We start from the raw sequence: 20,825 nt of genomic DNA, 5'->3' as shown, positions 1-20,825 counted from the left end.
GCCGAGATGTTAGACAGCACTCAGCGACATACGCAATGGACGTTGCGCATATCGCAACACCGCAGATCAGGAGGCTTTCATGGCCCGTGAGACCGGCACCGACCCGCTGTCCCGGCTCGCCGGGGAACGGGTCGACCACCGCTTCAAGGGCCTCCCGCCGGACGCCGCCGGACTGACCGTCGCCGAGCTGACCGAGCAGCGCCGCAACCTCTTCACCGACGGCTTCTCCACCCCCGTGCTCGCCCTGTCCGCCGAGCGCCTGGAGCACAACCTCGCGCTGATGGAGGCGTACACCGAGCGCCACGGACTCGCCTTCGCCCCGCACGGCAAGACCTCGATGGCCCCGCAGCTGTTCGCGCGCCAGGTGGAGCGCGGCGCCTGGGGCATCACGGTCGCGGTGCCCCACCAGGTGTGGGTGGCAAGGGAGTTCGGCGTCGAGCGGATCTTCCTGGCCAACGAGCTGGTGGACGCGGCCGCGCTGCGCCGCCTCGCCGCCGAGCTGAGCGCCGACCCCGCCTTCCGCTTCGTCTGCTACGTCGACTCCGTGCGCGGGGTCGAGCTGATGGACGCGGCCCTCGCGGGCGCCGGGCGTCCGGTGGACGTGGTGGTGGAGCTGGCCGGGGGCGAGGGGGCGCGCACCGGTGCCCGTACGGAGGCGGACTGCCTGGCCGTCGCCGCCGCCGTGGCCGCGACGAGCACCCTGCGCCTGGTCGGCGTCGCGGGCTACGAGGGCGAGGTGCCGAAGGCCGATCCGGAGCGGGTCGCGGCCTATCTGCGCCGGCTCACCGCTCTCGCCGCCGCCCTCGACGCGGAGGGCCGGTTCGCCGGGGCCGACGAGATCGTGGTGAGCGCGGGCGGCAGCGCCTGGTTCGACCAGGTGGCCGAGGTGTTCGCGGAGATCCCCGAACTATCGCGCCCGGTACGGAAGTTGCTGCGTTCGGGCGCGTACGTCTCCCATGACGACGGGCACTACCGCCGCATCACCCCCTTCAACCGGGTGCCCGAGGAGGGCGCCCTGGAGCCCGCGTTCCGGCTGTGGGCCCAGGTGGTCTCCCGCCCCGAGCCCGGCCAGGCGTTCGTCAACGCGGGCAAGCGCGACGCGGCGTACGACCTCGATCTGCCCGAGGCACAGGTGGTGCGCCGGGACGGGGTGGAGCGGCCGGCGACCGGGGTGGAGGTGAGCGCCCTGTCGGACCAGCACATGTGGCTGCGCACCACACCCGAGGCCGATGTCATGGTGGGCGACTGGATCGGCTTCGGGCTGTCCCACCCCTGCACGTCCTTCGACAAGTGGCCGCTGATCCCCGTCGCGGAGGCGGACGGCACGGTCGTGGAATACATCCGCACGTTCTTCTAGGAGGCCGGGGCCGTGGACCAGCTCGTCATCCGGGACGCCGATGTGGTGGACGGCAGCGGCGCGCCCTCCTACCGCGCCGACGTGGTGATCGACCGGGGCCGCATCGTCCAGATCGTCCAGGAGGCCGCGGCGGCCGGCTGCCAGCGCCCGCGCGCCATGCGCGAGCTGGACGCCGAGGGGCTGGTCCTCTCCCCCGGCTTCATCGACATGCACGCCCACTCCGACCTGGCCCTCCTACGGGACCCGGACCACAGCGCCAAGGCGGCACAGGGCGTCACGCTCGAAGTCCTGGGCCAGGACGGGCTGTCGTACGCCCCGGTGGACGACCGCACGCTTGAGGAGGTGCGCCGGGCCATCACCGGGTGGAACGGCTACGGCGACGACATCGACTTCGACTGGCGCTCGGTCGGCGAGTACCTGGACCGGCTGGACCGGGGCATCGCGGTCAACGCCGCCTACCTGATCCCGCAGGGCACCGTCCGCGCCCTGGTCGTCGGCTGGGAGGACCGCCCGGCGACCCCGGCCGAGCTGGACCGGATGCGCCAACTGGTCGCGGAGGGGCTGGAACAGGGTGCGGTCGGCCTGTCCTCCGGGCTCACCTACACCCCCGGCATGTACGCCGGGAACGCCGAACTCACCGCACTCTGCCGGGTGGTGGCCTCCTACGGCGGCTACTACTGCCCCCACCACCGCTCCTACGGCGCGGGCGCCCTGGAGGCGTACGCCGAGATGGTGACGCTGACCCGGGAGGCGGGCTGCCCGCTCCATCTCGCCCACGCCACCATGAACTTCGGCGTGAACAAGGGCCGCGCCCCCGAGCTGCTGGCCCTGCTGGACGACGCGCTGGACGCGGGCGCCGACATCACCCTGGACACCTATCCGTACACCCCCGGCTCCACCACCCTCGCGGCCCTGCTGCCCAGTTGGGCGAGCGAGGGCGGCCCGGCGTCGGTCCTGGCCCGCCTCGCCGACCCGGCGACGGCCACGCGCATCCGGCACGACCTGGAGGTCACCGGCGCGGACGGCTGCCACGGGGTGCCGGTGGAGTGGGAGACGATCGAGATCTCGGGCGTGAGCGACCCGGCACTCGCCCACCATGTCGGCCGCACGGTAAGGGAGTTGGCGGACGAACGCGGCGAGGAACCCTGGACCACCGCGCACCGGCTGCTGACCGGGGACCGCCTCGGCACCACGATCCTCCAGCACGTCGGCCACGAGGACAACGTCCGCGCGATCATGCGCCACCGCGCCCACACCGGCGGCTCGGACGGCATCCTCCAGGGCACCAAGCCCCACCCCCGCGCCTACGGCACCTTCCCACGCTATCTCGGCCACTACGTACGGGAGTTGGGCGTCCTCACCCTGGAGGAGTGCGTCGCCCGCCTCACCGCCCGGCCCGCGGCCCGGCTGCGGCTGCCGGACCGGGGCCTGGTACGCGAGGGCTACCGCGCCGACCTGGTGCTGTTCGACCCGCAGACGGTCGGCGCGGGCGCCACGTTCGCCGCCCCGCGCACACCGCCGACCGGAATCCCGTACGTCCTCGTCGACGGCCGCTTCGTCATCGAGGACGGCCGGCGCACCGACGTCCTCGCGGGCCGGTCGGTACGACGCACTCCCCTGTGACCACCCGGCCCCGCCACACCCGAGCCTCGACGCGCCGGCCCGTGGTCCTGGAGTATCACCACGAACTCCGCCGCAGCCGACACCGCACACGCCTCACGAAGGGTCCGACCCATGCTCCCCGCCGACCGGATCCGAACCCTCCTGAGAGAGCACGACGACCCCGATCACCTGGAACGCCCCGAGAACTTCGACCTGCCATCCGCGAGGGACGCCTTCGCCCGGCTGGTGAGCGCCCTTGAGGAAGCCTTCGGGCCGTCATGCTCCAACGGCCTCGGCCAGGACACCAGTTACTACGGCGGCATCAAGATCCCGGTGGAGGCGACGGGCCTCGGCCGGCCTCTGTGGGTCCAGATGAGCAACTTCGGCGCCTACTTCGTCACCGCGGGAACGGGCGCCCACTGGGGCGCCCCCGACTGCGAAGGGGACCCGCCCGGGGAGTTCTCGACGTGGCTCGACCAGGTCTGCACCGCGGCGGGGTGCACCTTCGTGCCGGTCCAGCTGCTTCTGGAGCCGTACGACGGGCCGTCGGAGCTGGCAGGATTCCACGACGCGGAGTTGGCAACGGCACTGGAGGCGTTCGTCGCCGCGGGCGGTGACTTGGGCATCGACGGCGACGAAGACGAGGAGGAGGAGCTTCGGCCGGACACCTGGCACGACCGCTACTTCGAGTACATGTGAGAGGTGCCCGCCGTCCAGGGCCGGTGGAAGCGTGGAGCACTTCCCTCACCCCGGGCCGGCGGGCACCGGCCGTCACACGGTGGACCGGGGCCGAAAGACCTACGGCTTGGGCAGCACGCACCCCGCCGCGCCCAGGTTCAGCTTGTTGCCGGTCGTGAAGCAGGCCGGTATCTGATAGGTCTCCTCGGCGTAGTTGATGCCCTGCCGTACGGTCACCGTGCCGTTCTCGTCCACCTCGCAGGGGTTGTTGACCGTGCAGCGCCCGCCGTCCTCGTTGCCGGTGTTGTTCACCGCGACGACCTTGCCGGTGGCGGTGTCGATCACGGGTGAGCCGGAGGTGCCGCCGATGGTGTTACAGGCGGCGGTGTAGCGCAGCGAGTCCTTCCAGGTCCAGTCGCCCTCCTTGAGGCGGTACACGAACCCGTCGGCGTTGCAGCTGTAGATCCGCTTCCAGTAGCCGGAGACGACCTTGATGGCGCTGCCGGCCACCGGGTGACTGTCGTTCAGGACAAGCGCGTTGATGCCGTACGCGCTCTTGATGGCCGCGTAGGTGGTGGTCAGCCGGTAGAGGGTGACGTCGGTGTCGGTCATGGTCGAGTAGACGACCTGGTTGGCGCGGAGCGTGGCGACCTTGGTGCCCGCGGAGTCGAGCAGTCCGAAGGTGCGGCTGGAGGACTGGCCGGTGATGACCTCGCCGGGCTCGGGGAAGCCGGTCTCCAGGCAGTGCCCGTTGGTCAGCACGAGCGCGGGGTCGGAGTCGGCGGAGCCGGGGAGCCGGACGACGGAGCCGGAGCAGTTGCTGAGCGAGACGGTCCCGGCGAAGTCGACGGCCACCGCCTTGAGTCGGGGCGCGGCCTGGGCCGGTGACGCCGGGGAAGCCGGTGACGCCAGCAACGCCGGCGACGCCGGCGAAGCCGCGGCCGCCGGAACCGCGCCGAGCCCGGCGAGTGCCAGGGCGGACAGCGCGGCCAGGAGAGGCTTGTTCATGTGGGGGGTCCTCTCTGCGGATCGGACGGCCGGAGATCTTCCGGCCGTCCGTCTTGTCATGCGCATTGTCATTGCGCACACAAGAGAGGACAAGAAGGCATCCCTTCACACCCGCCCCCGGCACACCCCCTCAGGTATTTGGTGAGGACCCCTTCCCAAACCCTTGCGACCCCCCGCCCCCACTGTTACGTTGACGCGCATTCTTTGGTTAGGACTCCTTCCTAACCAGCAAAACGCCAGGTCGGACAGCAGGGACTACCAACATGATCGAAGCCGTACCGGACCCGGCAGCGTCGCCGGGCCCCGTCGGACCGCCGCCGGGCGGAGCGACGGCCGCGCAGCCGGAAGGAGCGAGCGGTGTTCACACTCGCTGAGGCCAACCTCCGGCTGAACGCCCAGCCCGTCGACTACGCACTGATCGCCGTGTACTTCACCTTCGTGCTGGGCATCGGCGTCCTCGCCCGCCGCAAGGTCGCCTCCAGCATGGACTTCTTCCTCTCCGGCCGCTCCATGCCGGCATGGGTCACCGGACTCGCCTTCATCTCCGCCAACCTGGCGGCGGTCGAGATCCTCGGCATGACGGCGGACGGCGCGCAGTACGGCCTGCCCTCGGTGCACTACTACTGGATCGGCGCCATCCCGGCCATGGTGTTCCTCGGCCTGGTGATGATGCCGTTCTACTACGGCTCCAAGGTCCGCAGCGTCCCCGAGTTCCTGCTGCGCCGCTTCGGCCGCTTCGCCCACCTCGTCAACTCGCTGAGCTTCGCGCTCGCCCAGGTGCTGATCGCGGGCGTGAACCTCTACGCCCTCTCCACGGTCGTCAACCTGATGCTGGGCTGGCCCACCTGGCTGTCGATCCTCGCCGCGGGCGTCATCGTCCTCGTCTACACCCTGCTCGGCGGGCTGTCGGCGGCGATCTACAACGAGGTCATGCAGTTCTTCGTCATCCTGGCGCTGCTGCTCCCGCTCACCTTCGTCGGGCTGCACCGGGTCGGCGGCTGGAGCGGACTGGTCGGCAGGATCGAGCACGACAACACCAACTCCGCGCTGCAGCTGCACTCCTGGCCGGGCACCAACCTCACCGGCATCGGCAGCTCCACGCTCTCCGTGCTCGGCATCGTCCTCGGCCTCGGCTTCGTGCTCTCCTTCGGCTACTGGACGACCAACTTCACCGAGGTGCAGCGCGCGCTGTCCGCCAAGAGCATGTCCGCCGCCCGGCGCACCCCGCTGATCGGCGCGTACCCCAAGACCCTGCTCATCCTGCTGATCATGATCCCGGGCATGGTCGCCGCGGTGCTCTCGCCCCAGCTCGCCGCGCTCAAGGCGGCCAACGCGGCGGACCCCTCGGTGCAGAGCCTGGGCGGGGTGTCCTTCAACAACTCCATCGAGCTGCTGATGCGCGACCTGCTGCCCAACGGCATGCTCGGCATCGCCATCGCGGGCCTGCTCGCCGCCTTCATGGCGGGCATGGCGGCCAACGTCAGCTCCTTCAACACGGTCGTCACCTACGACATCTGGCAGACGTACGTGAGGAAGGACCGCCCCGACGCGTACTACCTGCGCGCGGGCCGCGTACTCACGGTGGTCGGCTGTCTGGTGGCGATCGGGACCGCGTTCATCGCCGGGAACTTCGGCAACATCATGGACTACCTCCAGACGCTCTTCGGGTTCTTCAACGCGCCGCTGTTCGCCACGTTCCTGCTGGGCATGTTCTGGAAGCGCATGACCCCGGCGGCCGGCGGCGTCGGGCTCATCGCGGGCACCACCGCCGCGGTCACCGTCGACCTGCTCAACCGCACCGGTGTGCTGCACCTCTCGGGCCAGGGTGCCAGCTTCCTCGGCGCGATCGCCGCCTTCACGGCCGACATCCTGCTCAGCGTCGCCGTCTCGCTGGTGACCAAGCCCAAGAGCGACGCCGAACTGACGGGCCTGGTCTGGTCGTTGACCCCGCGCGAGAGCCGCGTCCACGAGACGACCGGGGAGGACGCGGGCTGGTACCGCAGGCCCGGCGTGCTCGCCGTCGGCGTACTCGCCCTCGCCACCGTCTTGAACATCGCCTTCTGGTGAGAAGCGGAGACCCCACGATGCCCGAGAACGAACCCCGGCGGACCGCGCCCCTGAAGGGCGTGCACCTCCTGCTCGACCTGCGCAGCATCATCGCGGCCCTGTTCGGGATCTACGGAACCGTCCTCACCGCGATGGGCGCGCCCGGCGCGAGCGCGGCGGACCTGCGCAAGACCGGAGGCTGGAACGTCAACCTCTGGTGCGGCCTCGCCATGCTCGCCTTCGCGGCCTCCTTCGCCGCGTGGACCCTGCTGCGGCCCCTGCGCGAGCCCGCCGGGGAGCCCGTGCCGGAAACCCCGGACACCCCGGAAACCCCGGAGCCCGCTCCCCTACCCGCCGCCTGACCTGCCGGCCTGTCCGCCCGGCGCCCGGCTGACCGGCGCCGGGCGGACAGTGCCGTCCGCTCCAGACCGAGGATTCCCATGACCCAAGTCCCCACCCGCGTCCTCTCCGACGGCGTGCCGGTCCCCGTCGTCGGCTTCGGCACCTATCCGCTCCAGGGAGCCGAGGCGGAGGCGGCCGTACGCGACGCCTTCGAGGCCGGCTACCGCCTGATCGACACCGCCGCGAGCTACGGCAACGAGGCCGCCGTCGGCCGGGCGGTCGCGACCGGCGGCCTGCCCCGCGAGGAGGTGTTCCTCACCAGCAAGGTGCGCGGCAGCGCCCACGGCTACGACGAGACCCGCCGGGCGTTCGCCGAGTCCGCCGGCCGGCTCGGCGTGGACCACCTCGACCTCTACCTCATCCACTGGCCGCTGCCCCGCCTGGACAAGTACGTCGACTCCTGGCGCGCGCTGATCGACCTCCGCGCGGAGGGGCTGGTGCGCTCCATCGGGGTCAGCAACTTCACCGAACGGCACATCGACCGGCTGCGCGAGGAGACCGGCGTGCTGCCCTCGGTCAACCAGATCGAGCTGCACCCCCGCTTCCCGCAGGCCCGGCTGCGCGCCGCCCACGCCGCCCGGGGCATCGCCGTCCAGAGCTGGAGCCCGCTCGGCCGGGGCAGCGAGCTCCTCGCCGAGCCCGCGGTCGTGGCGGCGGCCGAGCGGCACGGGGTGACCCCGGCGCAGGTGGTCCTGCGCTGGCATCTGCACCTCGGCGCGCTGCCGATCCCCAAGTCCGGTTCGGCGGAACGCCGTCGGGCCAACCTGGACCTCTTCGGCTTCGCGCTGGCCGAGGAGGAGATCGCCGCCCTGTCCGCCCTGGAGCAGGGCCGTACCGGCGGCGACCCGGAGACCCACGAGGAGTTCTGAGGGCGGCCGGCGGGCAGGCCCTCCGTCACCAGTGGTGCCGGTGCCGCCCTCCGCCGCCGCCACCGTGCGTGGGCCAGCCGGCGCTGAAGGTCGGCGTCGGCATGCCCCTCGGGACCGTGGCCGTCGCGGTGGGCGCGGCCGTCGGTGGCGCCTCCTTCGCGGGCGCGGTGCTCGCGGGGGCGCTCGGGGCGGCGGAGGTGGGCGCGGCCGGCTGCGGGGTGGCGCGCAGCGGGGTGGCCTGGGCCGGCGCGGCGGAGGGCACGCCGGCCGGCGCCGAGGACTGCGGTCCGGCCGCGTCCGGCGCCCCGCTCGACGCCTCGGACACGCCGGGGGTGGCCCGGTCGGAGGTCGCCGGGCGGTCGCCTCCGGAGGAGGACGTCACCAGGCCCGCGATCGCGGCGGCGGCCCCGACCGTGCCGACCACGGCACCGGCCACCGCCACCCGTCGGCGCCCGCTGCCACGCTGTCGCCGCGCGGCCGCCCGGGAGCCCGCCGCGGCCGGGGCGGGCGACGCGGCCGGCGCGGCCGGCGGCTCCATCTGGGGCGTGATGACCGGGAGTTCGCGGGTCGCGTCGTAGGCCTTCTGCCAGCCGTGGGCGACGGCCGGATCGGCGTACTCGTCGTACGAGGGGGCCGCGGCGGGCTGCGGCTGGTACACGGTGGGCGCGACCGGGGCCGCGCCGGCCGCCTCGTGCGCGCCGTACGCCCGCGTCTCGTACTCGCGTTCGCTAGACATGATCGCGAATTCTAGAGACGTGGAGGGCCCCCGGGACACCCCCGGTACGTCTCCGGAACGGCCGGCGGCGAAACCCCCGCAAAACCGGCGCGGCCCACGTGGTGCAAAACACGACGCGGCGCCCGCCCCCGGCCCGTAAGCTCGCGTCATGCAGGTGATCCAGTCGACCAAGCTCGCCAACGTCTGTTACGAGATCCGGGGCCCGGTGCTCGAAGAGGCGATGCGTCTGGAGGCGGCCGGTCACCGCATCCTGAAGCTCAACACCGGCAACCCGGCCGCCTTCGGCTTCGAGTGCCCCCCGGAGATCCTGGAGGACGTCCTCCGCAACGTCTCCACGGCCCATGGGTACGGCGACGCCAAGGGTCTGCTCGCCGCCCGCCGCGCGGTGGTGATGCACAACCAGACCCTGGGCATCGAGACCGACGTGGAGCACGTCTTCATCGGCAACGGCGTCTCCGAGCTGATCGTCATGGCCATGCAGGCCCTGCTCGACGACGGCGACGAGGTCCTGGTCCCCGCCCCGGACTACCCCCTGTGGACGGCGGCCGTCTCCCTGTCCGGCGGCACCGCCGTGCACTACCGGTGCGACGAGCAGGCCGACTGGATGCCCGACCTCGCCGACATCGAGCGGAAGATCACCGACCGCACCAAGGCCCTGGTGATCATCAACCCGAACAACCCCACGGGCGCGGTCTACGACGAGGCGATGCTCCGGGGCCTGACCGACATCGCCCGCCGGCACAATCTGCTGGTCTGCTCCGACGAGATCTACGACAAGATCCTGTACGACGGCGCCACCCACACCCCCACCGCCAAGGTCGCCCCCGACCTGCTCACCCTCACCTTCAACGGCATGTCGAAGGCGTACCGGGTGGCCGGCTACCGGGTCGGCTGGATGGCGGTCTCGGGCCCGCGCGCCCACGCCGCGTCCTACATAGAGGGCCTGACGATCCTGGCGAACATGCGGCTGTGCGCCAACATGCCGGGCCAGCACGGAGTCGCCGCCGCGCTCAGCGGCCGCCAGTCGATCAACGACCTGGTGCTGCCGGGCGGCCGGCTCAAGGAACAGATGGACACGGCGTACGAGCTGCTGACCCAGATCCCGGGCGTGAGCTGTGTACGGCCCAAGGGCGCCCTCTATCTCTTCCCGCGCCTGGACCCCAAGGTCTTCAAGGTCAAGGACGACCGGCAGCTGGTCCTGGACCTGCTGCGCGAGGAGAAGATCATGGTCGTCCAGGGCACCGGCTTCAACTGGCCCGAGCCGGACCACTTCCGGGTCGTCACCCTGCCGAACGTCGCGGATCTGACGGACGCGGTGACCCGGATCGGGACGTTCCTGGACGGTTACGGACAGCCGTAAGCGCGCGGAAGCGGCACCGCCCGTGACGGCCGGGCCGCCGTCCGTGACTCGACTCAACTTTAGACTGAATCCAAGCTAGGATGGTTTCCTGTCAGCGCAGAGGAGGCCGTCCCATGTACGAGGCGATCCGCACGAAGTCGGTCCACAGCACCCCCGCGGCCTCGGACTTCCCGCACCGCTCGCGCGAGGAGGAGCTGGACATCCAGCTCGCCGGACACCTCGCCGCGCTGCTCGCCGTCACGGACGAACTGCGCGGGACGGCCCCGGACCCCGGCCTGGACACGGCCGCCGAACGCCTCGCCGCCGAGGTGACCCGGCTGCGCGACGGCCGTCCCCCGGTGCGGGCGGTTCCGGCGGCGTCCGGCGACCCCGCGCGGCTGCACCGCCGGGCGCACACGCTCGCCGGGCGCGCCCTGGTCGTCGCCGCCTCCCGCGCGGACACGGCCGCCGCGATCCTCGCCGCCGAGCGGATGGACGCCCACGCGGGCTCGCAGACCGCGCCGGCCGCGCCGAGGCAGCTCAGCGCGGCCCGCTGACCCCGCTCAGCCCAGGCGCCGTACCAGCGCGCGGTACTGGTCCCACAGCTCCCTCGGGGTGTGGTCCCCGAAGGTGTTCAGGTGGTCGGGGACCAGCGCGGCCTCCTCACGCCAGATGTCCCGGTCCACCGTGAGCAGCAGATCGAGCTCGGCGTCGGACAGGGCGAGCCCGTCGGTGTCCAGGGACTCCCGGGTCGGCAGCACGCCGATCGGGGTCTCGACGCCCTCGGCGCGGCCGTCGAGCCGGTCCACGATCCACTTCAGGACACGGCTGTTCTCACCGAACCCGGGCCACACGAACCGGCCCTCGCCGTCCTTGCGGAACCAGTTGACGTAGTAGATCTTCGGCAGCTTGGACTGGTCCTTGTCCTTGGCCACGTCGATCCAGTGGGCCATGTAGTCGCCCATGTTGTAGCCGCAGAACGGCAGCATCGCGAAGGGGTCGCGGCGCAGCTCGCCCACCTTGCCCTCGGCGGCGGCGGTCTTCTCGCTGGCCACGTTGGCGCCGAGGAAGACACCGTGGTCCCAGTCGAAGGACTCGGTCACCAGCGGTACGGCGGTGGCGCGGCGCCCGCCGAAGAGGATGGCCGAGATCGGCACGCCCCGGGGGTCCTCCCACTCGGGCGCGATGATCGGGCACTGGTCGGCGGGGACCGTGAAGCGGGCGTTGGGGTGGGCGGCCGGGGTCTCCGACTCCGGCGTCCAGTCGTTGCCCTTCCAGTCGGTGAGGTGCGCGGGCGGCTCCTCGGTCATGCCCTCCCACCAGACGTCGCCGTCGTCGGTGAGGGCGACGTTGGTGAAGACCGCGTTGCCCCACAGGGTCTTCATCGCGTTGGCGTTGGTGTGCTCGCCGGTGCCGGGCGCGACGCCGAAGAAACCGGCCTCGGGGTTGATCGCGTAGAGCCGGCCGTCCTCGCCGAAGCGCATCCAGGCGATGTCGTCACCGATGGTCTCCACGCTCCAGCCGGAGACGGTGGGCTCCAGCATGGCGAGGTTGGTCTTGCCGCAGGCGGAGGGGAAGGCGGCGGCGACGTACTTGGACTCGCCGTGCGGGGGCGTGAGCTTGAGGATCAGCATGTGCTCGGCGAGCCAGCCCTCGTCGCGGGCCATGACGGAGGCGATGCGCAGGGCGTAGCACTTCTTGCCGAGCAGGGCGTTGCCGCCGTAGCCGGAGCCGTAGGACCAGATCTCGCGGGCCTCGGGGAAGTGCGAGATGTACTTGGTCCCGTTGCACGGCCAGGGCACGTCCTCCTGGCCCTCCGCCAGCGGGGCGCCCAGCGAGTGGACGGCCTTCACGAAGTCGCCCTCCGCGCCCAGCTCGTCGAGCACGGCGCTGCCCATGCGGGTCATCGTGCGCATGGAGACGACGACGTACGGCGAGTCGGTGATCTCCACGCCGAGCGCGGAGAGCGGGGAGCCGAGCGGGCCCATGCAGAAGGGGACGACGTACATCGTGCGGCCGCGCATCGAGCCGCGGAACAGACCGCCCTCGCCGCCGGCGCCCTGGAAGATCTCCCGCATGTCACCGGGGGACTTCCAGTGGTTGGTCGGACCGGCGTCCTCCTCCTTCTCGGAGCAGATGAAGGTCCGGTCCTCGACCCGGGCGACGTCGGTCGGGTCGGAGGCGGCGTGGTAGGAGTGCGGGCGCTTCACGGGGTCCAGCTCGGTGAAGGTGCCCTTGCCGACCAGCTCCCGGCACAGGCGCTCGTACTCGGCCTCGGAGCCGTCACACCAGACCACGTTGTCCGGCTGCGTCAGTTCGGCGATCTCGTTGACCCACGAGACCAGTTCCTGATGGGTGGTGGGGATGACGGTGGGAGCCGCGTTGTCGCGCGCCACGATCGCTCCTAGGTGAGGGTTTCCGCGACCCCGGTGGGGGTCTCCTTCGGTCGGCCCCGGCAGGGAGGCGTCGAGCACCCCCGGGGGCCGCGGCCCGGATGCCGTACGGCGTCCCGGTCAGGTGGCCGCTCATCCGGTGCCGATCGCACTCATTTGATCATCCGACGGGAGCGCCCATCTGTCCATAGGGCGTCACAGGTGAGCGGAGTGAGCACCGCCACGCCGTCCGTGTTCCCGCTGGACAGCCCGGCCGCGCTTTGCTTTCGCATGATGATTTGCTGGCGCATTCTTTACGCGCGGGGGCCTCGCCGCGCGTGAGACGATGACCTTGGACGCATACGGCGGGGGTCTGATCCGTAACTTACGGTTCCGTAGGTACGATGCGGCCCATGACTGCGTCCGCTCCCGCCGCGCTCTCCCTGCCAGAGTCCGTCAAGCCCCGGCTCCGCGGCTGGCTGCACCTCGGGATGTTCCCGGCCGCGCTCATCGCGGGTCTGGTGCTCACCGCCCTCGCCGACTCCACCCGGGGCAGAATCGCCTGCGGTATCTACGCCCTGACGGCGTGTCTGCTCTTCGGGGTGAGCGCGCTGTACCACCGGGGGGACTGGAGCCCCCGGATGGACGGCGTCCTGCGCCGCCTCGACCACGCGAACATCTTCCTGATCATCGCGGGCACCTACACCCCGCTCACCCTGCTGCTCCTGCCCGGCGCCAAGGGCCAGTGGCTGCTGTGGGGGATCTGGGGGGCGGCGGCCGCCGGGATAATCTTCCGCGTCTTCTGGGTCGGCGCCCCGCGCTGGCTCTACACCCCGTGCTACATCGCCATGGGCTGGGCCGCGGTCTTCTTCCTGCCCGACTTCCTGCACACCGGCGGCGTCGCCGTCCTGGTCCTGGTGATCACCGGCGGGCTGCTCTACAGCGCCGGCGGCATCATCTACGGCATCAAGCGCCCGAACCCCTCACCGCGCTGGTTCGGCTTCCACGAGGTGTTCCACTCCTTCACGCTCGCGGCGTTCATCGTGCACTACGTCTGCATCTCGCTGGTGGCGTACCAGCACGCGTAACCACTCCCCCCACCCTTCCGGCCACGGCGCTTCAGCCGTGGCCGTTTTTCATGCCCCGCCACTTTTTTTCATGCCCCGCCGCTTTCCCGTACCTGACAGTGAACCCCTATTGACTGCTGCAAGCTTTTGAGAGTTACTCTCATTTCATGGCTACTGTCACTCCCGCACAGGAAGCGCGCCCCGATCCCCGGCGCTGGTGGGCCCTCGGGGCCCTGGTCGCGAGCATGCTCACGCTCGGTTTCGACACGACGATCCTCAACGTGGCGCTGCCGACCATGGCCGCCGACCTGGGCGCGACGACGGGTCAGCAGCAATGGATGGCGGACGCCTACGTCGTCGTCTTCGCCGCGCTGATGCTCCCGGCCGGGCTCATCGGCGACCGGTTCGGGCGGCGCCGGATGCTGATCACCGGGCTCACGCTCTTCCTCGCCGGCTCCCTGGCGGGCGCGTTGGCGGAAGACGTGCACTGGGTCGTCGCGGCACGGGCGTTCATGGGCGTCGGCGGCGCGCTGGTCACCCCGCTGGCGCTCTCGGTGCTGCCCTCGCTGTTCGGCCCCGGTGAGCGCACCCGGGCCGTCGGCGTCATCTCCGCCGCCTCCGCGCTCGGCCTGCCGCTCGGCCCGGTCATCGGCGGCTGGCTGCTGAACCACTTCTGGTGGGGCTCGGTCTTCCTGGTCAACGTGCCCATGGCCGCGCTCGGCATCGCCGCCTGCGTCCTCCTGCTCCCCGAGACCCGCGACCCCGCCTCCCCGAAGGTGGACGTCCTGTCCGCCGCGCTCACCGCCGCCGGGCTCGGCGCGCTGGTCTACGCGATCATCGAGGCCCCCGGCCGGGGCTGGACCGACGCGCTCGTGCTCGCCATGTCCGGCGCGGCCGTCGTCCTGCTCGGCGCCCTCGTCCTGCGCGAACGGCGGGTCGCGCGCCCCATGCTCGACATGACCCTGCTCGCGCACCCCGGCTTCCTGTTCAACACGCTCGCCGCGACCCTGGTGATGTTCGTCCTGTCGGGCCTGCTGTTCCTGCTGCCCCCGTATCTCCAGGCCGTCCTCGGCCACGACGCCCTGGGCACCGGCGTACGGCTGCTGCCGATGATGGGCGGCCTGATCGTCGCCGCGCGGGCGGGCCAGCCGGTCGTCGCCCGGTTCGGGCCGCGCGCCGTGGTCAGCGCGGGCCTGGTGGTGCTGGCCTTCGCCGCGCTGCTCGGCAGCCGTACGACGGTCCACTCCGGCTACGGCTTCACCGCGCTGTGGCTCTCCATCGCCGGAGTCGGCTTCGGCTTCTCCGTGGTGCCCGCGATGGACGGCGCCCTCGGCGCGCTGCCCCGCGACCGGGCGGGCAGCGGCTCCGGGCTCATGATGACACTGCGCCAGGTCGGCGCCGCGATCGGCATCGCCCTCCTCGGCAGCCTGCTGGCCGGCACCTTCCGCGACCGCCTCGACGTCACGGGGCTGCCCGCGCGCCTGGCCGACACCGCCGGGGACTCCGTCGTCGCCGCGCATCTGATCGGCGAGAAGCTCGGCTCGGCCCCGCTGGTGGCCTCCGCCGACAGCGCGTATGTCCACGGCATGAGCGTCGTCCTGCTGGTGTGCGGGATCGCCGCCCTCGTCGCGGCCCTGCTGGCAGCCGCCTTCCTGCCGAGGCCGGCGGCCGCGCCGGGCCCGGACGGCGACGCCCCCGGCCTGGCCGCCCCCGTGGCGGATGCCCGACAATGAACCCCATGACGGCCGCACGCTCCCCTCTCTCCCCCGCCGAAGGCCCCCGGCTCGGCCTGCGCGAACGCAAGAAGATCAAGACCCGCGAGGCGATCCGCACCGCGACGTACGGGCTGATCAGGGAGCAGGGGTACGACGCCACGACGGTCGAGCAGATCGCCGAGCGGGCCGAGGTGTCGCCGTCGACCGTCTTCCGGTACTTCCCCACCAAGGAGGACATCGTCCTCACGGACGAGTACGACCCGCTGATGCTGGAGGAGCTGCGCGCGCGGCCCGCCGACGAGCCGCTGATCGACTCGCTGCGCCATGTGATGCGCCGGGCCCTCACGGCGAGCGAGGCGGAGGACCCCGAGGTGCTGCGCCTGCGCACCCACCTCGGGGCACGGGTCCCGGCGGTCCGCTCCCGGATGTTCGAGAGCATGTCGGAGACGGGACGGCTGCTGCGCCAGGCCCTCGCCGAGCGCCTCGGGCTCGACCCGGACGGCCTGGAGGTGCGCGTCTACGCGATGTCCCTGATCGGCGGTCTGATGGAGGCGTCCCTGTACTGGGCGGAGGGCGGCTGCGAGGGCGATCTCCACGCTCTGGTGGAGCGGGCGCTTGACGTGCTGGAACAGGGTCTGCCCAGCGGAAATCCCTGAGCCGAGGGCGCCCCGGCCGTGTCATTCTGGCGGGGTGAACGCCTCTGGGATCCACGTCGAAGTCGCGCCGGAACTGCGCCTGTTCCTCCCCTCGGGACGGCGCGAGGGCCTGGCCGAGGTCGCCGTCGACGGGGTCTCGACCCTCGGGCATCTCGTCGAGTCCCTCGGCGTCCCGCTGACCGAGGTCGGCGCGCTGGTCGCGGACGGCCGCGAGGTGCCGCGCTCGTACCTCCCGGCGCCGGGCGAGCCGGTGCGCGTACGTCCGGTCGTACGCCCCCAGCGGGTGCCCGGCGCCCCGCTGCGCTTCCTGCTCGACGTGCACCTCGGCACCCTGGCGCGGCGGCTGCGGCTGCTCGGCGTCGACGCGGCGTACGAGTCGACGGACATCGGCGACCCCGCCCTCGCCACCCGCTCCGCCACCGAGCAGCGGGTCCTGCTCAGCCGCGACCGGGGCCTGCTGCGCCGCCGCGAGCTGTGGGCGGGCGCGTACGTCTACAGCACCCGCCCCGAGGACCAACTCCGCGACATCCTGGACCGGTTCGCCCCCGAACTGCGCCCCTGGACCCGCTGCACCGCCTGCAACGGCCCGCTCCACCCGGCCACCAAGGACCAGGTCGCCGACCGCCTGGAGTCCGGCACCCGCCGTACGTACGACGTCTTCGCCGCGTGCGGGGAGTGCGGGCGGGCGTACTGGAAGGGGGCGCACCACGAGCAGCTGGAGGCGATCGTGGCCGAGGCGATGGGCGGGCGCGCGCCTGAGTACCCCGGGAGTCCCGGCTGAGTATCCGCGCCGATACGGCGGACCCGGCCCGCGCGGTGTGATCGGTGCATGGACCTCACGCCCGCACAGGAGCCGGCCGCCGCGCGGAACACCCCGGCGGCCCGGCAGGACTCGCCGGACCCCGTCCTGACGGGGTTCACCGTCACCGGACTGATCGGCCTGCTGCCGACGGTCGTGGTGAGCTGGCTGCTCGTGCTCTCCACCGACCGCGGCACCAGCTGCCTCATGTACGGCGAGCAGTGCTCGCCCGTCCCCGGCTGGGCCCTCTACGACGCCTTCGCCCTGGCCCTGGTCGCCGGGATGGCGGCGCTGGTGTGGCCGAGGGGACGGCGGACCGGCGGCAGGGGCTTCACCGTGCTGGTGCAGTGGGGGGCGCAGTGCGCGCTGGCGGGGATGATTCTGAGCGGGGCGTGAGGGGCGGAGGGATCACCGGGGGACGCGGGCACCCCGGACCGGTGGTGGTGATCCGGTCCGGGACGCCCGCGTCCCCCTCGGTTCTCCGTCTTACGCCTGGCCGGACTTGAGTTCCGTCCGCAGCCGGGCCGGGTCCGTCGTGGGGGCGTCGCAGGTGAAGTGCCGGCAGACGTAGGCCGCCGCCGCGCCGTCCACGAGCGGCCGGCCGGCCAGGAGCGGCAACTCCTCGCTGCCCACGGTGCCCACCGCCACGACCGTGCCGGGCAGCGTGCCGAGGAGCGCCGCGCGGCGCAGCGCGGTCGTGCCCGCGTCGGTGGGCGAGGGGCCGACGACGGCGACCTCGCGGGGCCCGTCGAGCAGCGCCTCGGCGGCGGCGAGCCCCCAGCCGATGAACCTCGGCACGCGGGGCCCGAGGGTCGTGACGATGCCCAACGCCCGTTCGGCGGCGGTGCGATGGGGCTCGGAGCCGGTGTGGGCGGCGTAGCTGAGCAGGGCGGCGGCCGCGGCGGACCAGCCGGAGGGGGTGGCGTTGTCGGTGGGGTCCTGCGGGCGGCGGATGAGCTGCTCGGCGTCGGAGGCGGTGTCGTACAGCGCGCCGGTCTCCGGGTCGGTGAAGCGGGCGAGCACCTGGTCGAGGAGCAGGCCCGCGAAGTCCAGCCAGACGCCCTCGCCGGTGACGGAGGCGAGCGCGAGAAAGCCCTCGGCGACGTCGGCGTAGTCCTCGAGGACCCCGGCGTTGGCGCCGGCCCGGCCGTCGCGGCTGGTGCGGGTGAGGTGGCCGTGCTCGTCGAGGTGCAGCCGGACCAGCAGGTCGGCGGCGGCCACGGCGGCCTCGATCAGGTCGGGGCGGCCGAAGTAGGCGCCGGTCTCGGCGAGCGCGGCGATGGCGAGCCCGTTCCAGGCGGCGACGACCTTGTCGTCCCGGCCGGGCGCGGGGCGCAGCGCGCGCTCGGCGAGCAGCCGCTCCCGTACGGAGGCGACCTGGTCGGCGTCGAACACGCCCTCCGTCTGCGGGAGTTGAAGCACCGACCGGCCGTGCTCGAAGGTGCCCTCCTCGGTCACGCCGTAGTAGCGGGCGGCGAGTTCACCGCCCTCGTCCCCGAGGACCGCGCGCAGCTGCTCGGGTGACCAGACGTAGTACGCCCCCTCGACGGAGCGGCCGGTGCCGTCGTCGCTGTCGGCGTCCAGCGCGGAGGCGAACCCGCCCTGTTCGGTGCGCAGTTCACGGACGAGGAAGTCGGCGGTCTCCAGCGCGACGCGGCGCGCGAGGGAGGAGCCGGTGCCGCGCCACAGATGGGCGTAGACCCGGCAGAGCAGCGCGTTGTCGTAGAGCATCTTCTCGAAGTGCGGCACCACCCAGTCGCGGTCGACGGAGTAGCGGGCGAAGCCGCCGGCGAGCTGGTCGTAGATGCCGCCGCGCGCCATGCGCTCGCAGGTGTCCTGCGCCATCTGCAGGGCGCCCTCGGAGCCGGTGCGGGCGTGGTGGCGCAGCAGGAACTCCAGCGCCATGGACGGCGGGAACTTGGGCGCCCCGCCGAATCCGCCGCGCTGCGGGTCGTACTCCCGGGTGAGCCCGAGCAGCGCCTGCGCCTGCTCCGCCTCCCCCGGCGGCTCGGTCCCCTGCTGGACGATCTCGCGCTGCGCGAGATCCCGCACGATCTTCCCGGCGACCTCCCCGACCTCGTCCCGCCGGTCGTCCCACGCCAGCCGCACCCCCTCCAGCACCTGCCGGAAGGACGGCATCCCGCCGCGGGCCCGGGGCGGGAAGTACGTCCCGAAGTAGAACGGCTCGGCATCCGGCGTCAGGAACACGGTCATCGGCCACCCGCCCTGCCCGGTCGCCGCCTGCACGGCCTCCATGTACACGGCGTCGATGTCCGGCCGCTCCTCCCGGTCGACCTTGACACTCACGAAGTTCTCGTTGAGAAAGTCGGCGGTGTCCTGATCCTCGAAGGACTCGTGGGCCATGACGTGGCACCAGTGGCACGCCGAATACCCGACACTCAGCAGGATCGGCACATCCCGCCGCCGCGCCTCCTCGAACGCCTCCGGCGTCCACGGCCACCAGTCGACCGGGTTGTCAGCGTGCTGCAGCAGATAAGGGGAGGTCACACCAGCGAGCCGGTTCATGCGATCCAGCCTCTCACAAGGGCCGGTACCGCCGGTGGGAGCGCACAGGCCCTGTCTCGGCCGGTTCCGGCGTCCGGGGGTGGCCGGTGGGCCGGCGCCGGAGGCGCCGGAAGCGGGCGGCCGGAAGGGCCGGAGGCGGGTGACGGGAAGGGCTCCGGACGGTCACCGGCTGACGGGCTGCCGTTCGCCGTCCGGCTTCCGGCCGGCCGGGGCGGGTTCGCCGGTTCGCGCCGTGGGGATCGCCGTGGCCACCAGCGCGGCGACGCCCGCCACGGCCAGGCCGATGATCAGGGCGGTGCGGAAGCCGCTTTCGGACGTCAGCGCGGCGCCCTGGGCCGTCGTGGTCATGTGCGCGAGGACGACACCGATGACGGCCGCGCCCACGGAGGTGCCGAGGGATCGCATGAGGGCGTTGAACCCGTTGGCGGCGGCCGTCTCCGAGAGGGGGACGGCACCCATGATCAAGGCCGGGACGGCGCCGTAGACGAGGCCCACCCCGCCGTTGATCACGAGTACGGCGATCATGATGCCCCAGGTCGAGCCCATCAGGGCCAGGGAGGCCGCGTAGCCGAGCGCGATGACCAACGCCCCGCAGATCAGCGTGGTTTTCGGGCCCCGGGCGTCGCTGAGCTTTCCGCCGTAGGGCGAGATCAGCATCATCACGATGCCGCCCGGGGCCATCCACAGGCCCGCGGCGAGCATCGACTGCCCGAGCCCGTAGCCGGTGGCGGCGGGGAACTGGAGCAGCTGCGGGAGGACCAGCATGCTGGCGTACATCGCGAAGCCGGCGAACACCGACGCGGTGTTGGTGATGAGCACGGGCCGCCTGGCGGTGGAGCGGAGGTCGACCAGGGGGTCCTCGGTCCGCAGTTCCCAGGCGCCCCAGGCGGTGAGGAGGACGGCCGCGCCGGCGAAGAGGGCGACGGTCACGGTGGAGCCCCAGCCCCAGTCGGCTCCCTTGGACACGGCGAGCAGCAGGCAGACCAGACCGGCGCCCAGTCCGAGGGCTCCGGGCAGGTCGAAGCGCTGCCCGCGCGCGGTGGGGGGCACAGGGGGGATCAGGAGGTGGACGAGGAGGGCGATCAGGGCGGCGAGGACGGCCGAGCCCCAGAAGAGGGCCCGCCAGCTCGCGTACTGGGCGACCGCGGCGGCCAGGGGAAGGCCGAGGGCGCCGCCGATGCCCATGGAGGCGCTGACGAGGGCGATGGAGGAACTGAGCCGTTCCACCGGGACGACGTCGCGCAGGAGGGCGATGCCGAGCGGCACCATGCCCATCCCCATGCCCTGGAGTCCTCTGCCGACGACCATCGGCACCAGGGAGGAGGACAGCGCGCACAGCACCGACCCGGCGATCAGGGGGACGGAGCAGACGAGGAGCATGCGCTGCTTGCCGAGCATGTCGCCGAGCCGTCCGGTCACCGGTACGCAGACGGCCGAGACGAGCAGGGTGGCGGTGACGACCCAGGCGGCGTTCGACGGGGTGGTGGACAGCAGGTCCGGCAGGCGCGGCAGGAGCGGGGTGACCAGGGTCTGCATGACCGCCGCGGTGGTTCCCGCGAGGGCGAGGACGGCGATCACCGCTGTCGCGCCCGAGGCGGGTTCCGCCTGTTGCCGTGTCACTTCTTGCTGTCGCATCACTTCTCCTGAAGGTGG

At 72.2% G+C, this 20,825-nt stretch carries 18 protein-coding genes; 13 read left to right on the top strand and 5 right to left on the bottom strand.

Annotation, left to right across the window (positions count from 1 at the left end; translation table 11 throughout):
* Positions 1–79 precede the first annotated feature (79 nt).
* The 3 genes from AB0898_RS09005 to AB0898_RS08995 all read left to right on the top strand — a co-directional run bounded on the left by AB0898_RS09005 (position 80) and on the right by AB0898_RS08995 (position 3,658).
* A complete protein-coding gene (locus AB0898_RS09005) occupies positions 80–1,357 on the top strand; it encodes an amino acid deaminase (RefSeq protein ID WP_366802170.1) in 1,278 nt (425 codons plus the stop codon).
* A gap of 12 nt (positions 1,358–1,369) precedes the next feature.
* A complete protein-coding gene (locus AB0898_RS09000; protein WP_366802169.1) occupies positions 1,370–2,980 on the top strand; it encodes a D-aminoacylase in 1,611 nt (536 codons plus the stop codon).
* A gap of 111 nt (positions 2,981–3,091) precedes the next feature.
* Positions 3,092–3,658: a hypothetical protein gene (locus AB0898_RS08995; RefSeq protein ID WP_366802168.1), complete on the top strand. Its 567-nt coding sequence runs from the start codon at positions 3,092–3,094 to the stop codon at positions 3,656–3,658.
* A gap of 99 nt (positions 3,659–3,757) precedes the next feature.
* Here AB0898_RS08995 and AB0898_RS08990 read toward each other — a convergent pair whose 3' ends face one another.
* Positions 3,758–4,645: a serine protease gene (locus AB0898_RS08990; protein ID WP_366802167.1), complete on the bottom strand. Its 888-nt coding sequence runs from the start codon at positions 4,643–4,645 to the stop codon at positions 3,758–3,760.
* A 357-nt stretch (positions 4,646–5,002) separates the two neighbouring features.
* On the opposite strand from AB0898_RS08990, the gene AB0898_RS08985 reads away from it, so the two are divergent.
* From AB0898_RS08985 to AB0898_RS08975, 3 genes are all read left to right on the top strand, one after another.
* Positions 5,003–6,712, top strand: coding sequence for a sodium:solute symporter family protein (locus tag AB0898_RS08985; protein ID WP_366802166.1), 1,710 nt, complete (start codon positions 5,003–5,005; stop codon positions 6,710–6,712).
* Positions 6,713–6,729: 17 nt separating this feature from the next.
* Positions 6,730–7,053: a hypothetical protein gene (locus tag AB0898_RS08980; RefSeq protein ID WP_366802165.1), complete on the top strand. Its 324-nt coding sequence runs from the start codon at positions 6,730–6,732 to the stop codon at positions 7,051–7,053.
* A 78-nt stretch (positions 7,054–7,131) separates the two neighbouring features.
* Positions 7,132–7,962, top strand: coding sequence for an aldo/keto reductase (locus tag AB0898_RS08975; RefSeq protein ID WP_366802164.1), 831 nt, complete (start codon positions 7,132–7,134; stop codon positions 7,960–7,962).
* A 25-nt stretch (positions 7,963–7,987) separates the two neighbouring features.
* Here AB0898_RS08975 and AB0898_RS08970 read toward each other — a convergent pair whose 3' ends face one another.
* Positions 7,988–8,698, bottom strand: a complete 711-nt coding sequence (locus tag AB0898_RS08970; protein ID WP_366802163.1) for a hypothetical protein — start codon at positions 8,696–8,698, stop codon at positions 7,988–7,990.
* Between the two features lie 148 nt (positions 8,699–8,846).
* Here AB0898_RS08970 and AB0898_RS08965 point away from each other — a divergent pair, with 148 nt between their 5' ends.
* Positions 8,847–10,058, top strand: a complete 1,212-nt coding sequence (locus AB0898_RS08965; RefSeq protein WP_366802162.1) for a pyridoxal phosphate-dependent aminotransferase — start codon at positions 8,847–8,849, stop codon at positions 10,056–10,058.
* Positions 10,059–10,171: 113 nt separating this feature from the next.
* The gene (locus AB0898_RS08960) at positions 10,172–10,594 is read left to right on the top strand and encodes a hypothetical protein (protein WP_366802161.1); all 423 of its coding nucleotides are present in this window, start codon (positions 10,172–10,174) and stop codon (positions 10,592–10,594) included.
* Between the two features lie 6 nt (positions 10,595–10,600).
* Here AB0898_RS08960 and AB0898_RS08955 read toward each other — a convergent pair whose 3' ends face one another.
* The gene (locus tag AB0898_RS08955; RefSeq protein ID WP_366802160.1) at positions 10,601–12,433 is read right to left on the bottom strand and encodes a phosphoenolpyruvate carboxykinase (GTP); all 1,833 of its coding nucleotides are present in this window, start codon (positions 12,431–12,433) and stop codon (positions 10,601–10,603) included.
* A gap of 380 nt (positions 12,434–12,813) precedes the next feature.
* Here AB0898_RS08955 and AB0898_RS08950 point away from each other — a divergent pair, with 380 nt between their 5' ends.
* The 5 genes from AB0898_RS08950 to AB0898_RS08930 all read left to right on the top strand — a co-directional run bounded on the left by AB0898_RS08950 (position 12,814) and on the right by AB0898_RS08930 (position 17,042).
* Positions 12,814–13,497, top strand: a complete 684-nt coding sequence (locus tag AB0898_RS08950; protein WP_366802159.1) for a hemolysin III family protein — start codon at positions 12,814–12,816, stop codon at positions 13,495–13,497.
* A 146-nt stretch (positions 13,498–13,643) separates the two neighbouring features.
* A complete protein-coding gene (locus AB0898_RS08945; protein ID WP_366802158.1) occupies positions 13,644–15,209 on the top strand; it encodes an MFS transporter in 1,566 nt (521 codons plus the stop codon).
* Complete coding sequence (locus AB0898_RS08940) at positions 15,206–15,847, top strand: TetR family transcriptional regulator (RefSeq protein ID WP_366802157.1); 642 nt, start codon at positions 15,206–15,208, stop codon at positions 15,845–15,847. The genes AB0898_RS08945 and AB0898_RS08940 overlap by 4 nt, the downstream gene beginning before the upstream one ends.
* A 34-nt stretch (positions 15,848–15,881) precedes the next feature.
* On the top strand, positions 15,882–16,628 hold the full coding sequence (locus AB0898_RS08935; RefSeq protein ID WP_366802155.1) for a Mut7-C RNAse domain-containing protein: 747 nt from the start codon (positions 15,882–15,884) through the stop codon (positions 16,626–16,628).
* 48 nt (positions 16,629–16,676) lie between these two features.
* Positions 16,677–17,042: a hypothetical protein gene (locus AB0898_RS08930; RefSeq protein ID WP_366802154.1), complete on the top strand. Its 366-nt coding sequence runs from the start codon at positions 16,677–16,679 to the stop codon at positions 17,040–17,042.
* A gap of 90 nt (positions 17,043–17,132) precedes the next feature.
* Here the strand turns inward: AB0898_RS08930 and AB0898_RS08925 are convergent, their stop codons facing one another.
* Together AB0898_RS08925 and AB0898_RS08920 are read right to left on the bottom strand one after the other, a co-directional pair.
* The gene (locus tag AB0898_RS08925) at positions 17,133–19,172 is read right to left on the bottom strand and encodes a thioredoxin domain-containing protein (protein ID WP_366802153.1); all 2,040 of its coding nucleotides are present in this window, start codon (positions 19,170–19,172) and stop codon (positions 17,133–17,135) included.
* Positions 19,173–19,334: 162 nt separating this feature from the next.
* The gene (locus AB0898_RS08920) at positions 19,335–20,807 is read right to left on the bottom strand and encodes an MFS transporter (RefSeq protein ID WP_366802152.1); all 1,473 of its coding nucleotides are present in this window, start codon (positions 20,805–20,807) and stop codon (positions 19,335–19,337) included.
* Positions 20,808–20,825: the final 18 nt, after the last annotated feature.

The organism is Streptomyces sp. NPDC005435, from assembly GCF_040703155.1.
Lineage (GTDB): Bacteria > Actinomycetota > Actinomycetes > Streptomycetales > Streptomycetaceae > Streptomyces.
This window is presented reverse-complemented; position numbering and strand designations above follow the sequence as displayed.

Excerpts from the sequence above, each read along its gene's own strand:
- AB0898_RS08925 (WP_366802153.1), bottom strand. The coding sequence starts at position 19,172 with ATGAACCGGCTCGCTGGTGTGACCTCCCCTTATCTGCTGCAGCACGCT.
- AB0898_RS08975 (WP_366802164.1), top strand. The coding sequence starts at position 7,132 with ATGACCCAAGTCCCCACCCGCGTCCTCTCCGACGGCGTGCCGGTCCCC.
- AB0898_RS08940 (WP_366802157.1), top strand. The coding sequence starts at position 15,206 with ATGAACCCCATGACGGCCGCACGCTCCCCTCTCTCCCCCGCCGAAGGC.
- AB0898_RS08920 (WP_366802152.1), bottom strand. The coding sequence starts at position 20,807 with ATGCGACAGCAAGAAGTGACACGGCAACAGGCGGAACCCGCCTCGGGC.
- AB0898_RS08945 (WP_366802158.1), top strand. The coding sequence starts at position 13,644 with ATGGCTACTGTCACTCCCGCACAGGAAGCGCGCCCCGATCCCCGGCGC.
- AB0898_RS09005 (WP_366802170.1), top strand. The coding sequence starts at position 80 with ATGGCCCGTGAGACCGGCACCGACCCGCTGTCCCGGCTCGCCGGGGAA.
- AB0898_RS08995 (WP_366802168.1), top strand. The coding sequence starts at position 3,092 with ATGCTCCCCGCCGACCGGATCCGAACCCTCCTGAGAGAGCACGACGAC.
- AB0898_RS08990 (WP_366802167.1), bottom strand. The coding sequence starts at position 4,645 with ATGAACAAGCCTCTCCTGGCCGCGCTGTCCGCCCTGGCACTCGCCGGG.
- AB0898_RS08930 (WP_366802154.1), top strand. The coding sequence starts at position 16,677 with ATGGACCTCACGCCCGCACAGGAGCCGGCCGCCGCGCGGAACACCCCG.
- AB0898_RS08950 (WP_366802159.1), top strand. The coding sequence starts at position 12,814 with ATGCGGCCCATGACTGCGTCCGCTCCCGCCGCGCTCTCCCTGCCAGAG.
- AB0898_RS08980 (WP_366802165.1), top strand. The coding sequence starts at position 6,730 with ATGCCCGAGAACGAACCCCGGCGGACCGCGCCCCTGAAGGGCGTGCAC.
- AB0898_RS08970 (WP_366802163.1), bottom strand. The coding sequence starts at position 8,698 with ATGTCTAGCGAACGCGAGTACGAGACGCGGGCGTACGGCGCGCACGAG.
- AB0898_RS08960 (WP_366802161.1), top strand. The coding sequence starts at position 10,172 with ATGTACGAGGCGATCCGCACGAAGTCGGTCCACAGCACCCCCGCGGCC.
- AB0898_RS08965 (WP_366802162.1), top strand. The coding sequence starts at position 8,847 with ATGCAGGTGATCCAGTCGACCAAGCTCGCCAACGTCTGTTACGAGATC.